The following is a 13292-nucleotide window of genomic DNA, read 5'->3' as shown; positions in this document are numbered from 1 at the left end:
ATGTTGGCAAGTGGCCTTTTTTTATACATAAATTAGCTGCCGTTTCCTACATTTCTAGTGTGCCATAAACATATTTTATGCTTGTTGCTGGTGTTTTATCGGGAATTTTACTTGTGAGCTTTCTCAAAAACGGAGAAGTAAATTGGCTAATTACGAGTGCTACTTTAGCTCTTTCGGTATTAGGATTTTTTACTATATTACTTATTAGAGTTGAAATGAAAAGGGCAAGTGCTAAATAATCGGGAGCTTTTAAGGAATAATCTTTGAACCAATTGCTTAGTTGATCGGAGTGCAACACCCAGCGAGCGCAGCGAGAAACCTGGTGCGCCGCCCGCTCTTGAAAACGCTGGCGGCTTCGGCTATGATGACACTTACAAAAGAATAACCGACGCAACAGGTGCCCTTCGGGGAGAATAGGGAATGGAGTGTGAATCTCCAGCGGTCCCGCCACTGTAAACGGGGAGTTTCGCTGCATGGCCCACTGGATTCGGTTCCGGGAAGGAGCAGCGGAACGCAGATCCTGAGCCAGGAGACCTGCCTGAATTGCGGGGAGATACAGATGATGGAAAAGTCTGCAGTGTATTTGCTATGCAAACACACTGCAGGCTTTTATTTTTTGTCAAAAAAGGAGAATGATGATGAACGTATTGGAACAGACCCTTCAAGGGATCCACGGGCTGGACGCCGGCATGATGGAGACCGCCAGAACTAGGATCGACAACCTGATCAAACCCGTCGGCAGTCTCGGGAAACTGGAGGACATCGCCGTCCGGCTGTCCGGTATCACGGGAAGTCTTCACCCTGTGATCGACCGGAAAGCGATCATTACGATGGCGGCCGACCACGGCGTGTATGCTGAAGGGATTTCCGGCAACCCGCAGGAGATCACGCTTGCGCAAACATTGCTTTTCGAGCGGGGACTGACCGGCGTGTGTGCCATTGCGGGTATCACGGGTGCCGCCGTGACGGCGGTCGATATTGGCATTAAGGGAGAGCTCCCGGAACACTCGGGTGTTATCCGTCGTAAGGTGAAGCACGGCACCGACAATATGGCGGAGGGCCCGGCGATGACGCGCGAAGAGGCCATCCGCTCGATCGAAGTCGGCATTGAGATGGCCGCCCGGGAGGCGGAAAAGGGAACCCGGCTGATCGGGACAGGTGAGATGGGCATCGGGAACACGACGCCGAGCACCGCCATGCTCGCTGTCTTCAGCAGGAGGGATCCGCTTGACATCACGGGAAGGGGCGCTGGCGTCGGGGAAGGCGGCATTTCGCACAAAGTTGCGGTCATCCGGAAAGCGATCGACGTGAACCGGCCGGATGCCGTGGACGGGCTCGATGTCCTCGTGAAAGTCGGCGGCCTTGAAATCGGCGGGATGGCAGGGGTCATGCTCGGTGCTGCGGCGCATCGGATGCCCGTCGTGATCGATGGCTATATTTCGTCCGTGGCGGCGTTGCTTGCTGCTGCCCTTGAACCGAAAGCAAAAGCGTACTTCTTCGCCTCGCATGCTTCTGCAGAACCGGGCGGGAAGCTTGCAAGCGAACTGCTCGGCTTGGAACCGATGCTGCACATGGACATGTGTCTCGGGGAAGGATCCGGCGCCGCGCTGGCGTTTCCGATCTTCGACGCCGCCGTCAGCATGATGACCCGGATGGCAACATTTGCGGATGTGGAGATGAAAATTTGAAACAGGCATTGCCCATCGTGTCAATAATAAGCTAAACAAAAACGCACAGATAGGCTCATCTGTGCGTTTTGCTATGGACCGTATTTTTTACAACAGCGGACTTCTTCCATGCATCAGGACTCTGACACTGCCCGCTTCCGTTCTGAGCTGTCGACAACGACGGCTCCTACGAGATCGCCGGTGACATTCGATGCAGTGCCGCCCATGCCGATGATGGCATCGACTCCTGCGATGAGAGCGACGATTTCAAGCGGCAGGCCGAACATCGTCAGGACGGCCGCCAACGTGATGAGACCTGCTGCCGGAACGCCGGCCGTCCCGATCGACAGCAGGGTGCCGACGATGACGATAAGGAAGAAGCTCGACACCGATAAATCCAAGTTGGTGATATTTGCTGCGAACACGATGGACACTCCCATCCGCAGCGCACCGCCGTCCGAGTTGAAGACGGCACCGAGGGGAAGGGCAAAGTTCGCAGTCTTCTCCGAGACACCCGCCTTCTGCACGGCTTTGATGGCCACCGGCAGGGAAGCGATGCTGCTCGAGGTGAAGAACGCGGTCGTATAGGCTTCCTTCGTCGATTTGAAGAAGTGGGTGACCGAATTGCCTGAGAAACGGAGGAAGCTCGTATAGACGAACAGCCACAGAACCGCGATTCCGAGATAGAAGACCCCGGTGAAGGCAAGCAGCGACTTGAACGTTGCAACACCCTGGCTGCCGAACGCGGTGGCGCTGATCGCGAACACACCGATCGGCGCATAGAGCAGCACGCCCGTCAATAATTTCGAGAACATTTCCTTCAGGGCGATGATCACCCGATCAAGCAGCTCGCCGTGCCGCCGCATCTCCGGCTCATCGGAAAATTTCATCGCCGAGATGGCGAGCCCGATGATAACGGCGAGGAAAATGATGCCCATGACGTTGCCGCCTGAGAACGCTTCGAACATATTGGACGGAACGAGCTGGAGCAGCACATCCGAGACATTCGGCGCTGCCGGCGTTTCGACCATTGTATTCGGCAGTGTCAGATGCTTTCCAGGCTGGAACAGCAGGGCGAGCCCGACGCCGATCCCGACTGCCGCCGCGGTGGTCGCTGCATAGTAGAGAACGAGTTTCCAGCCGATGCGGCCAAGCTGCTTGATGCTCATCTGATCGACCGCAAGCACGACTGTCAGGAAGATAACGGGAATGGCGACCAGGCTCAGCAGGTTGATCAGCAGCGTGCCGAGCGGCTGGAAGACGGCCATCTTCTCCCGGAACAGAAGCCCGCAAATAATACCGGCGACGAATCCGAACGTCATTTTGAGGACAAATGAACTGTCACGGTACGTGCGCCAAACTTTCCGGATCATGGACTTGCTCCTATCTGTATGGATTGGTTACTTATCTAGCGAAGTGTACAGCAAGCATCGTTTGGCGGTCAATTTTCTTGATTGTTCTAAAAACGTAAAGCGGCATGGTCTACTGGCGGAAGAAAGGCGATATGGTGCTTTCCGGCCGCCCGAAGTACCATTTTACAATATTTTTAATCGTGCTGCGCCGCACAATCTCAACGTCTCACAAGAACTGGAAAAGAATGGCCGTTGCCGAAAGGGTTTGTTCGTTTTATACTAAGGGAACAAACGTTCTAGGAGGGATGAATGATGGACCATCTGCCGGAACGGACGGTAATTTGCCTGGACATGAGAAGCTTTTACGCAAGCTGTGCCGCTGCGCTCGAAGGGCTCGATGTGATGGAGACACCGATCGCCATCATCGGCAATAAGAAACGTAAAGGCGGTGTCGTGCTGGCCGCCTCGCCGCCGCTGAAAAAACGGTTCGGCATCAAGACCGGCATGCGGCTGTTCGAGATCCCGGATGATCCGGCGATCCGCCTCATCGAACCGTCCATGGAGTTCTACATCCGTGTCTCGATGGAAATCGCCCATCTGCTGAATCAGTACGTGCCGAAGGAAGCGATCCATGTGTACAGCATCGACGAAAGCTTCGTCGTTCTGGACGGGACGGAACGGCTGTGGGGGCCGCCGCGTGAGACGGTCGCCCGCATCCAGGACGATCTGCTGCGCCAGTTCCAGATGCCGTCCGCCTGCGGCATGGGGCCGAACATGCTGCTTGCGAAACTGGCGCTCGATCTGGAAGCGAAAAAGACAGGATTCGCCCGCTGGCGTTATGAAGACGTGCCTGAAAAACTGTGGCCTGTCGCTCCGCTGAGTAAGATGTGGGGGATCGGCAGCCGGCTCGAGAAGACGCTGAACGGTATGGGGATCTATTCGGTCGGTGACCTGGCGCATGCGCCGCTCGAAGCGCTCGAATCGAAATTCGGCATCATGGGCAACCAGCTGTATCATCATGCGCACGGCATCGACTTATCCGACCTCGGCGCGCCGCTCATCGAAGGCCAGGTGAGCTACGGGAAGGGGCAGATCCTGTTCCGCGACTACAAACGCCGGGAAGACGTGCTCGCCGTGCTGCTTGAAATGTGTGAGGACGTCGCTATGCGCGCCAGGACTGCCAGGCGGGCGGGGCGTACGGTGCAACTGTCCGTCGGTTATTCCAAAAATGCGCTCGGCGGCGGGTTCAGCCGCTCGAAAACGATACCGGAAGAGACGAACGAGACGATGAAGATTTACGCCGTCTGCATGGAACTGTTCGACGAATTCCACGACGGGCGTCCTGTCCGTCAGCTGTCGATCAGCCTGTCGAACCTGGCCGATGAGTATTCCATGCAGCTGAGCCTGTTCGACCGCACCAAATGGAAGAAGCGCAAGCTAGGCGAAACAGTCGATGAACTGCGCAGCAAATATGGATCCGACGCTGTGCTGCGCGCCGTGTCCTATACCGATGCAGGGACCGCGCGGCACCGTGCCGGCCTGATCGGTGGACATGTGAAGTGAGCTCCTGTCAGGGACGCGTGAGAGGAGGGGATCGTTATGCTGAGAGACCGCGGAAGGATCAAATGGACAGCGCTCATGCTGCCGGAACACGTAGAACGTCTGCGTGCCTGGCAGGCGGAGGACGAACAGCCTGTCCGCCGGGAGCCTGATGAGCAGCAGCTGGAGGAGTGGGACTGCCTGCTGGCCGGCGCCATGGAGACGAACGAACCGGTATCACTCGTCCACTGGCAGAAGGGCCGCCCGGAAACCGAGGAGCTGTTCATCCACTGCCTGGAGCCGGAACGGCAGCGCCTGCGGGCAGTGACACCGGACGGGCAGGCACGTATCATTTCGCTTGGCGACGTCGAAGCTATTTCCGAACTCGGATAATTCGAAACAAATACTTTCCGGGCAGCGGATAAGTCTGCTAAACTGATCAGAGTCCATTATAGATTGGCAGGGGAAATCCGTGAACGTACTTATTCAGCTCGGCTGGTTTTTCAAACAGCGGAAAACGCAATACCTCACCGGCATCACAGCGCTCGTGCTCGTTTCCATCCTGCAGCTGCTGCCGCCGAAGATCATCGGCTATATCGTCGATGACATTACGGAAGGGACACTGGATGCCGGCCAGCTGACCAAATGGCTGATCATCCTGGCCGCTGCCGGAATTGCCATGTATGTCTTCCGCAACGTCTGGCGCGTGATGATTTTCGGGTCCGCCATCGTGCTCGCCCGGACGATCCGCAAGCAATTATTCGATCATTTCCTGAAGATGTCACCGGCCTTCTATCAGAAGCGCCGGGTCGGGGACCTGATGGCGCATGCGACCAACGATGTCAGCGCTGTGCAGCAGACCGCAGGCATGGGTGTGCTGACGCTGTTCGACTCCATTTCAACCGGCGGGTTCGTCATCTTGACGATGGCGCTGACTATCAATTGGAAGCTGACGCTGATTGCCCTCATCCCGATTCCGCTCATGATCATCCTGACGAGCTTCTACGGGCGGCTGCTGCGGCGCCATTTCCGGACGGCCCAGGAAGCCTTCTCCAGCATGAACGACAAGACGCAGGAGAGCATTTCAGGCATGAAGGTCATCAAGACTTTCGGCCAGCAGAAAGAGGATATCGAGGACTTCAGGCAGCTGTCCGACGAAGTCGTCGAGAAGAACATGCGGGTCGCCCGTGTGGATGCGTTATTCGATCCGACCATCGGCGGGATCTTCGCGGTGTCTTCCATTCTGACCTTCGTTTTCGGTGCGCGTTTCATCCTGGCAAAAGAGATGTCTGTCGGGGACCTGGTCGCATTCAGTACGTACCTTGGACTGCTGACGTGGCCGATGCTCGCGTTCGGCTTCCTGTTCAATATCGTCGAACGGGGAAGCGCTTCATACAGCCGGATCAGCGACCTGCTCGCTGTCGAGCCGGAAGTGGTCGATGCGGCCGGCGCGAGCGGCCGAAAGGCGACCTCACCGTCGACATCGATTCCTTCACCTTCCCGGATGATCCGCAGCCGGCGCTGCAGGACGTCCGATTTGCGCTCCATCAAGGGGAGACACTCGGCATCGTCGGCAAGACAGGATCCGGCAAGACCGCGATCCTGAAGCTGCTGCTGCGTGAATTCGATGACTACGAAGGGGAGATCCTGTTCGGCGGCCATTCCATCCAGCAGTACAAACAGCAGTGTCTGCGTGAATCGATCGGTTATGTGCCGCAGGATCATTTCTTGTTTTCAACGACGGTCGCGGAGAACATCGCTTTCACAGATCCGTCCGCTTCCATGGATGACATCCGGGCGGCGGCGCGTCTTGCGCATATCGATGATGATATAGAAGGGTTTGCAGAAGGATACCGGACCGTCGTCGGAGAGCGCGGTGTTTCGTTCTCAGGCGGCCAGAAACAGCGGATTTCCATCGCTCGAGCGCTGCTGATGAAACCGGAGCTCCTCATCTTGGATGACTCCCTTTCAGCAGTCGATGCGAAAACGGAAGAAGCGATTTTGCGGTCACTGAAGGAAACGCGCAGCGGGGAAACGACGATCATCACGTCACACCGCCTGAGCGCCATCCAGCATGCCCACCGGATCATCGTCATGGAAGAAGGCCGCGTCGCGGAAGCCGGTACGCATGCCGAACTGATGGCGCTCGGCGGCCGGTATAAAGAGATGTATGACTTGCAGCAGCTCGAAGCGTCTGTCGAACAGGGAGGTGAGGACTGATGAAGGAAACGAAACAGCCGGCGATGACCGGCCGTCAGCAGCTCCGAGTATTCGTGCGGCTGCTCACCTATTTGAAGCCTCATAAACTGTCGATCACGATCGCCCTGCTGCTGCTGATCCTGACGATCACGGGCGGCATCGTCGGTCCGCTGCTCATCCAGTCGTTCATCGATAATCATCTCGTCACACTGGATTTCGGACGCGCCGGCATCATCCGCCTGCTCGCCGCTTATGTAACCGTCCAGCTGACCGTCGTGATCATTTCGTACTTCCAGTCGATCCGCTTCCAGCGCCTGGCACTGAAGATCATCCAGCAGCTGCGGATTGATGCTTTCACGAAAGTGCAGGGGCTCGGCATGCGGTATTTCGACAAGACACCGGCAGGCGGCATCGTTTCGCGGGTCACGAACGACACGGAAGCCATTAAGGAAATGTTCGTCAGTGTCGTCGTCACCTTCCTGCAGGCGATCTTCGGCATCATCGGCGTCTACATCGCCTTGTTTTCACTCGATGCGTCGCTTGCCCTCTATTCACTCGTCCTGCTGCCGCTGTTTGCGATACTTGTCGCGGTGTACCGCCACTACAGTGCGGACTTCTACCAGGACATCCGGGAGCGGCTCAGCCAGCTGAACGGCAAGATCTCCGAATCGCTGTCCGGAATGGGCATGATCCAGGCATTCCGGCAGGAGAAGCGGCTTGCGGACGAATTCGGGACGATCAACGACGGCCATTACCGGGCCGGCCGGAGGAACATCAAGTTCGACAGCCTGCTCCTCGGTCCGTTCATCGACCTGCTCTATACCGCAGCTGTTGTCTCCACGCTCGCATATTTCGGGTTTGCGTCGTTGTCCTCGGCTGTCGATGTCGGTGTCATCTATGCCTTCACGACACTGCTGAGCCGTCTGTTCCAGCCGATCCAGCAAGTGATGAACCGGCTGTCGATCTTCCAACAGGCGCTCGTTTCCGCGTCACGCGTCTTTGCGCTGATCGATGAAACCGATATGGAACCTGTCCAGAAAGCAGCCGGATCCGCCTCGATCACAGACGGGACGATCGTCTTCGATCATGTCACGTTCAGCTATGACGGGAAGAATGACGTCCTGAAAAACATCACCTTCACCGCGAATGCCGGCGAAACAGTGGCGCTCGTCGGCCACACCGGAAGCGGGAAGAGCTCGATCATCAATCTGCTCATGCGCTTTTACGAGTATGAGCATGGCAGTATCACAATCGACGGCCGCTCGCTGAAATCGTATCCTCCTGAAGAGTTGCGAAGCAAAGTCGGCCTCGTCCTGCAGGATCCGTTCATGTTCTATGGCGATATCGAAAGCAACATCCGGCTGCACAACGCCGAAATGACGTCCGAATCCGTACGGGCCGCGGCTGAATTCGTCCAGGCGTCTTCGTTCATCCGACAGCTGGAAGGCGGCTACGCCCACAAAGTAATGGAACGGGGCGCCACGCTGTCGAGCGGACAGCGTCAGCTGATTGCTTTCGCCCGCACGATGGCCGCCGATCCGAAAATACTCGTCCTCGACGAAGCAACAGCGAATATCGATACGGAGACCGAGATCGCCATCCAGGCAAGCCTCCAGAAGATGCGTAAAGGGCGGACGACGATCGCCATCGCCCACCGGCTGAGTACGATCCAGGACGCCGAGCTCATCCTCGTCCTCCACAAAGGTGAAATCGCCGAGCGGGGGACCCACCAGGAGCTGCTCCGGCAGAAAGGCCTCTACTACAAAATGTATCAGCTGCAGAACGGACAGACCGCCTAATGAAGAAGCCGCACACCGGGGTATCGGCGTGCGGCTTTCGCATGTGTCATAAACTGTTCACAGACAAAATGTGCGTATTCGCCTGTCTGTTCTGATACGATGGAGAAGAAAAACAGAGAAATTGATAAAGGGGGAAGTTCCTTGGCAGCAGATGTGAACATATTCCTTGCTTTCGGCGCGGGCTTCTTGAGTTTCATCTCCCCGTGCGTCTTGCCGCTCTATCCTGCATTCATCTCCTACATCACGGGCATGTCCATCGAGGAGCTGACGTCGGATAAGAAACGCATGAGCCGGAACGGAATGCTGCATACGTTATTTTTCCTTCTCGGATTTTCCATCGTCTTCATATTCCTTGGTTTCGGCTCCTCGTTCATCGGCCGATTCTTCATCGAATATATGGACCTATTACGGCAGGTGGGGGCCATCTTCATCGTCCTGTTCGGTCTGATGGTGACCGGTGTCTTCACGCCGAAATTCCTGATGCAAGAACGTAAATTGCAATTTAAAAACCGGCCTTCAGGCTATTTCGGCTCCGCTCTGATCGGTCTGGCGTTCTCCGCAGGCTGGCAGCCGTGCATGGGGCCGATCATCGGTGCCATTATCGGGCTCGCCGCATCGAATCCCGGTTCCAGCATGCTGTACATGATGACATATGTCCTCGGGTTCGCGGTGCCGTTCTTCGTCTTGTCGTTCTTCGTGACACGGCTCGGCTGGATCCGGCGCCACAACCGGATGATCATGCGCATCGGCGGTATTCTGATGATTGTGTTCGGTATCATCCTGTTCTTTGACGGCATGACCTATCTGATCAGCTTGCTGAGTCCGATTTTCGGCGATTTCCAAGGTTTCTAAGCAGGGAGGCTTTACTGACATGAACGACATCACATCATTTGCAGACTGGCAGCAGCAGGCTGCCGAGCAGGAAGCCCTCCTGCTGTTTGTCAAAGCGGATCACTGCTCCGTCTGTGACGGGCTGTATCCGCAAGTGGCTGAACTTGAGGACCGGTACTCGTTCCCGTTCGCAGCGGCGAACGTCTCCGCCGTGCCTGAAATGGCGGGGCAGCTGTCGCTGTTCAGCGCACCGGTCGTCCTGCTGTTTTCCAAGGGCAGGGAATTTGCCAGGTTCGCCCGGTTCGTCCCGATGGAATCATTGAAGAAGCGGCTGGACGAGCTCGAAGGGATGGTGTGCGGATGAACCGGATACAGGGACTGGTCGATCTGGTTTTCAACGAAATCCCGCCCGTCTATCTCATTATCGGCTCGACCGTCGTGTTCTTCGGGATGGGGCTTCTCGCATTCTTCGTCCGGTCGAAGGCGGCACAGCGTCCGATTTCACCGGTCCGCATCATCCTGCCGCCGGTATTCATGTCATCAGGACTGCTGATGTTCCTGTTCACGCAGTTTCAGGTGCCGAAAACTCAGGTCATCGAGGCGATGGTGGTCGGCCTGCTGTTTTCCACCATCCTGATCGCCACGACAAATTTCGAGCATAAGGACGGAAAGCTGTTCGTGAAACGCTCGAAGGCATTCATCTTCATTCTGGCGGGTCTGCTGGTCTTCCGGCTCGTCGCGAAGCTGATCCTCAGCAGTTCGATCGATGTCGGGGAGCTCGCGGGTATGTTCTTCATCCTCGCGTTCTCGATGATCATCCCGTGGCGGATCGGCATGCTCGTCAAATACAAGCGCTTGAAAAAAAGAGAGGGACTCTCGGTCAGATGACCGGGTCCCTCTCTTTTTTGTCCGTCAAAACAGGTGCTCATATGGTGTCATGTCGACATCCATCGACGCCAGTTTCTTACGGAGGAATTTATGGTCGCGCTTCGGTGTAGCGACAATATAGCCGCGGATGATATGGTCGAAGCCGATCCGGTTCGCGTCCTCATCGAGCGCAATCTGCCCAATACGCCCGGCGATCTTCTGCTTCGCCACGGGACGGAACAGCTCCGGCACCGGCTGCACGAGCTCATTCAGCAAGCCTTTTGCCTCGTCGTTCCACAAATGCAGCGAGCGGTCGACGTAGTATTCTTCCCAGTCGAGCGTCGATTTCCCGTCAGCTTTCGGGAACACTTTCAGAAACTTGCGGAACATGAAAAAGCCGCCGATTCCGAACAGGACGACCAGGACCACACACCAAAACACGATGAACCAGATAAACCAGCCTGGCATGATATGTTCACCTCTTTATTGACTCTGTCTACCTTCTATTGTACATGCAGCCTGCAACTCTTTCATGCCTATTGTATCCTTTTCTGCACCCGGCGTCTATGTAGAGGGTGAAAGGAGGGGAACACACATGGCAGCTCTCGAATTCCAGACCGCAGCAGGCAAAATCAATTACGACGCCGGCCTCACACCAGACGGCCGCATCATCCACAAGGCGAAAGCCTACCGGTTCGTAGAAAAGGACGTATCGCCGGAAAACCTGCAGACCGCATTGGCAGCACTCAGCCAACTGTCTTCTTGGACAGTCCTGACGTACGAAAAGATCGTCACATCGACAGTCACCGAATAACTTGAGAAAAGGAGGAAACCACCATGGCACTTACCCTGCAGCTCGTATTTACCCAGACGGACGGCAAAGATTTCGTCCTGGCCGTCGACGAACCGCGCGAGGACCTGACGCCGGCTGAAGTCGAAGCCGCGATGGAGCAGATCATCGCTTCCAGCGCCTTCAAGAAAAGCGGCCACACGCCGAGCGCCGTCAAAAGCGCCCGCATCATCGACCGCAATGTCAGCACATTGATCAGCAGCAACTGAGGAACCAGGACCAGCCGGTATCCAGTCAGATGACTGGGACCGGCTTTTTGACACAAGGAGATAAAGGAGGAGAAAGAATGGAACACATGCTTGAGCTGTCGATGGGGTTCATCCAGGAGATCGGCTTTCCGGTATTCGTGTCGTTCTACTTGCTCCACCGCCTCGAAACGAAACTCGAAGCGATCCACGGAGCACTTGTTACGCTAAAAGTGAACTAGTCTTCACAGTTCCGACAAACAAACGCCAAACAACCCGGATTTCCGCGGTTGTTTGGCGTTTGGCCGTTCGATATGATAAGGTAAACGCACAGAGTTTGGAGGAAGAGTCATGAAGAAAAAAGCAATCCTACTAAGTGTTTTCATGTCAGCCCTCGTGCTGAGCGCGTGTTCCGGCGGCTTCAAGGCGGACCACCATTACAGCATCGATCCGTTCGAGTATACAGATCAGAACAACAAGACGGTATCCCTCGATGATCTGAAAGGGGAAATCTGGCTCGCCCAGTTCGTCTTCACAAGCTGCACGAGCGTCTGTCCGCCGATGATGACCAACATGGCGGAACTTCAGGGGAAACTGAAAGATAAGGGGATCGAAGATTACAAAATCGTCTCCTTCAGCGTCGATCCGAAAGTGGATACACCTGAAAAACTAGGCGAATACCTCGACGCGTTCGGCGTGCCCGACAAGTCGAAATGGGAAATGCTGACGGGCTATTCGATGGAGGAGATCAACGACCTCGCCGTCAAATCATTCAAAATGCCGGTCATCGACGATCCGAACTCCGACCAGGTCATCCACGGGTCGCGCTTCGGTCTCGTGGACAAAGAAGGGAAAGTCGTCAAGACGTATCCAGGATACGAGGACGTCCCGTATGATACGATCGTCAAAGACATGAAGAGCTTAAGCAAACAAGACTGACCGGCGGAAAGGGGAGGGACGGGTGAAAAAGAAAAAACGCAGATTGACTGCGAAAGCCAAACTGCTGCTGATCGCGCTGCTCGTCCCGGTCGCAGCCGTCCTGTTCACCTTGACGGCGATCATCTGGGCAAGCATCCGCCATCCGGCCCTCATCCAGAAATCCGCCAGCACGCTCATCGACCTGCATGCCCGCCACGACGGACTCACCATTCCGGAAGAGTATATCCCGATCTATAAGGCCGCCGCCGACGAGTATAACATTCCGTGGACACTGCTCGCCGCCCATCATCGGGTGGAGACACGGTTCTCCACGATGGATCCGCTGCTGTCCCCGACAGGCGCGGAAGGCCATATGCAGTTCATGCCGTGTACGTTCGTCGGCTGGAGCTACCCCGGCTGCACCGACTTAGGGAAAGGCAACATCCCGGAAAAGGACAAGACCGATCCGGCTGTCATCGCGAAGTACGGCGGCTACGGGGTCGACGGCAACGGTGATGGGAAAGCGGATCCGTACAACTTGGAGGACGCGATCTTCAGCGCGGCGAACTACTTGGCGCAAAGCGGCGCTGCCGACGGACAGATCGAAAAAGCGATCTTCCATTACAATCACAGCGACAAATACGTGGAGGACGTACTCTTCTTCTTCGAAGAGTACGAAGCCCAGCAGACGAAACAAGCCCAAAAGTAAAAGGACCTCGCATTATGCGAAGTCCTTTTACTTTTGTCATCGATTATGCAGCTCTGCGCATCGCTTTCAGTACAAGGCTGACGATGAATACCAGTACAAGTGCACCGATCAATGCCGGAACAATATAGAAGTCCGAAACTTTCGGTCCCCATTCTCCGAGCAGTGTACCGCCGACCCAAGCCCCTACAATCCCTGCGATAATGTTACCGATAACGCCGCCCGGGATATCTTTACCAAGAATAAGTCCGGCAACCCAGCCAATAATACCTCCGATGATTAAAAACCAAAGAAAACTTAGCATGTAATTCCTCTCCTTTTCGCTGTGATGAATTGTTTGTTATAGTATTTGTAATAACCATTATTTCTATACTTCAAA

The 13292-nt window shown here is 55.7% G+C and carries 15 protein-coding genes, 1 pseudogene and 1 riboswitch; of the genes and pseudogenes, 13 read left to right on the top strand and 3 right to left on the bottom strand.

Features of this window, described 5'->3' with window-relative positions; translation table 11 throughout:
- Positions 1-380: 380 nt before the first annotated feature.
- Positions 381-556: riboswitch (cobalamin riboswitch) on the top strand.
- Positions 557-638: 82 nt separating this feature from the next.
- Entirely contained in the window at positions 639-1688 is a 1050-nt protein-coding gene (cobT, locus tag NFU03_RS03710) for a nicotinate-nucleotide--dimethylbenzimidazole phosphoribosyltransferase (protein WP_251636184.1), read from the top strand.
- Positions 1689-1801: 113 nt separating this feature from the next.
- On the opposite strand, the gene NFU03_RS03705 is transcribed toward cobT, so the two are convergent.
- Positions 1802-3040, bottom strand: coding sequence for a dicarboxylate/amino acid:cation symporter (locus NFU03_RS03705; RefSeq protein ID WP_251636182.1), 1239 nt, complete (start codon positions 3038-3040; stop codon positions 1802-1804).
- Positions 3041-3328: 288 nt separating this feature from the next.
- Between NFU03_RS03705 and NFU03_RS03700 the strand changes: the two genes are divergently transcribed.
- From NFU03_RS03700 to NFU03_RS03670, 7 genes and pseudogenes are all read left to right on the top strand, one after another.
- Positions 3329-4582, top strand: a complete 1254-nt coding sequence (locus NFU03_RS03700; RefSeq protein WP_251636180.1) for a Y-family DNA polymerase — start codon at positions 3329-3331, stop codon at positions 4580-4582.
- A 36-nt stretch (positions 4583-4618) separates the two neighbouring features.
- The gene (locus NFU03_RS03695; RefSeq protein WP_251636178.1) at positions 4619-4951 is read left to right on the top strand and encodes a YolD-like family protein; all 333 of its coding nucleotides are present in this window, start codon (positions 4619-4621) and stop codon (positions 4949-4951) included.
- A gap of 79 nt (positions 4952-5030) precedes the next feature.
- Positions 5031-6778 (top strand): annotated as a pseudogene (locus NFU03_RS03690) (ABC transporter ATP-binding protein).
- Positions 6778-8556 carry an ABC transporter ATP-binding protein gene (locus tag NFU03_RS03685; protein ID WP_251636176.1) on the top strand — a complete coding sequence of 593 codons (1779 nt, stop codon included), beginning with the start codon at positions 6778-6780 and terminating at the stop codon, positions 8554-8556. The pseudogene NFU03_RS03690 and the gene NFU03_RS03685 overlap by 1 nt, the downstream one beginning before the upstream one ends.
- A 141-nt stretch (positions 8557-8697) precedes the next feature.
- The gene (locus NFU03_RS03680) at positions 8698-9408 is read left to right on the top strand and encodes a cytochrome c biogenesis CcdA family protein (protein ID WP_251636174.1); all 711 of its coding nucleotides are present in this window, start codon (positions 8698-8700) and stop codon (positions 9406-9408) included.
- Between the two features lie 19 nt (positions 9409-9427).
- On the top strand, positions 9428-9751 hold the full coding sequence (locus tag NFU03_RS03675; protein WP_251636172.1) for a thioredoxin family protein: 324 nt from the start codon (positions 9428-9430) through the stop codon (positions 9749-9751).
- Positions 9748-10275, top strand: coding sequence for a CcdC family protein (locus tag NFU03_RS03670; RefSeq protein ID WP_251636171.1), 528 nt, complete (start codon positions 9748-9750; stop codon positions 10273-10275). Before NFU03_RS03675 ends, NFU03_RS03670 begins: the two co-directional genes overlap by 4 nt.
- A gap of 24 nt (positions 10276-10299) precedes the next feature.
- Here NFU03_RS03670 and NFU03_RS03665 read toward each other — a convergent pair whose 3' ends face one another.
- Complete coding sequence (locus NFU03_RS03665) at positions 10300-10722, bottom strand: DUF2621 domain-containing protein (protein WP_285835405.1); 423 nt, start codon at positions 10720-10722, stop codon at positions 10300-10302.
- 127 nt (positions 10723-10849) lie between these two features.
- Here NFU03_RS03665 and NFU03_RS03660 point away from each other — a divergent pair, with 127 nt between their 5' ends.
- From NFU03_RS03660 to NFU03_RS03640, 5 genes are all read left to right on the top strand, one after another.
- Complete coding sequence (locus NFU03_RS03660; protein ID WP_251636170.1) at positions 10850-11068, top strand: DUF1659 domain-containing protein; 219 nt, start codon at positions 10850-10852, stop codon at positions 11066-11068.
- A gap of 23 nt (positions 11069-11091) precedes the next feature.
- Positions 11092-11313: a DUF2922 domain-containing protein gene (locus NFU03_RS03655; protein WP_251636169.1), complete on the top strand. Its 222-nt coding sequence runs from the start codon at positions 11092-11094 to the stop codon at positions 11311-11313.
- Between the two features lie 77 nt (positions 11314-11390).
- Positions 11391-11531, top strand: a complete 141-nt coding sequence (locus tag NFU03_RS03650; protein WP_398289691.1) for a YvrJ family protein — start codon at positions 11391-11393, stop codon at positions 11529-11531.
- A gap of 109 nt (positions 11532-11640) precedes the next feature.
- The gene (locus NFU03_RS03645) at positions 11641-12228 is read left to right on the top strand and encodes an SCO family protein (protein ID WP_251636168.1); all 588 of its coding nucleotides are present in this window, start codon (positions 11641-11643) and stop codon (positions 12226-12228) included.
- A 22-nt stretch (positions 12229-12250) separates the two neighbouring features.
- Entirely contained in the window at positions 12251-12916 is a 666-nt protein-coding gene (locus NFU03_RS03640; protein ID WP_251636167.1) for a lytic transglycosylase domain-containing protein, read from the top strand.
- A 43-nt stretch (positions 12917-12959) separates the two neighbouring features.
- Here NFU03_RS03640 and NFU03_RS03635 read toward each other — a convergent pair whose 3' ends face one another.
- The gene (locus NFU03_RS03635; protein WP_251636166.1) at positions 12960-13217 is read right to left on the bottom strand and encodes a GlsB/YeaQ/YmgE family stress response membrane protein; all 258 of its coding nucleotides are present in this window, start codon (positions 13215-13217) and stop codon (positions 12960-12962) included.
- Positions 13218-13292 lie beyond the last annotated feature (75 nt).

The organism is Sporosarcina sp. NCCP-2716 (assembly GCF_023707985.1).
Taxonomy (GTDB): domain Bacteria; phylum Bacillota; class Bacilli; order Bacillales_A; family Planococcaceae; genus Sporosarcina.
The sequence above is the reverse complement of the archived record's forward strand: the minus strand, read 5'-3'. Positions and strand labels throughout refer to the sequence as shown.

Excerpts from the sequence above, each read along its gene's own strand:
- NFU03_RS03645 (WP_251636168.1), top strand. The coding sequence starts at position 11,641 with ATGAAGAAAAAAGCAATCCTACTAAGTGTTTTCATGTCAGCCCTCGTG.
- NFU03_RS03635 (WP_251636166.1), bottom strand. The coding sequence starts at position 13,217 with ATGCTAAGTTTTCTTTGGTTTTTAATCATCGGAGGTATTATTGGCTGG.
- NFU03_RS03665 (WP_285835405.1), bottom strand. The coding sequence starts at position 10,722 with ATGCCAGGCTGGTTTATCTGGTTCATCGTGTTTTGGTGTGTGGTCCTG.
- NFU03_RS03700 (WP_251636180.1), top strand. The coding sequence starts at position 3,329 with ATGATGGACCATCTGCCGGAACGGACGGTAATTTGCCTGGACATGAGA.
- NFU03_RS03655 (WP_251636169.1), top strand. The coding sequence starts at position 11,092 with ATGGCACTTACCCTGCAGCTCGTATTTACCCAGACGGACGGCAAAGAT.
- NFU03_RS03675 (WP_251636172.1), top strand. The coding sequence starts at position 9,428 with ATGAACGACATCACATCATTTGCAGACTGGCAGCAGCAGGCTGCCGAG.
- NFU03_RS03660 (WP_251636170.1), top strand. The coding sequence starts at position 10,850 with ATGGCAGCTCTCGAATTCCAGACCGCAGCAGGCAAAATCAATTACGAC.
- NFU03_RS03670 (WP_251636171.1), top strand. The coding sequence starts at position 9,748 with ATGAACCGGATACAGGGACTGGTCGATCTGGTTTTCAACGAAATCCCG.
- NFU03_RS03705 (WP_251636182.1), bottom strand. The coding sequence starts at position 3,040 with ATGATCCGGAAAGTTTGGCGCACGTACCGTGACAGTTCATTTGTCCTC.
- cobT (WP_251636184.1), top strand. The coding sequence starts at position 639 with ATGAACGTATTGGAACAGACCCTTCAAGGGATCCACGGGCTGGACGCC.
- NFU03_RS03650 (WP_398289691.1), top strand. The coding sequence starts at position 11,391 with ATGGAACACATGCTTGAGCTGTCGATGGGGTTCATCCAGGAGATCGGC.
- NFU03_RS03685 (WP_251636176.1), top strand. The coding sequence starts at position 6,778 with ATGAAGGAAACGAAACAGCCGGCGATGACCGGCCGTCAGCAGCTCCGA.
- NFU03_RS03695 (WP_251636178.1), top strand. The coding sequence starts at position 4,619 with ATGCTGAGAGACCGCGGAAGGATCAAATGGACAGCGCTCATGCTGCCG.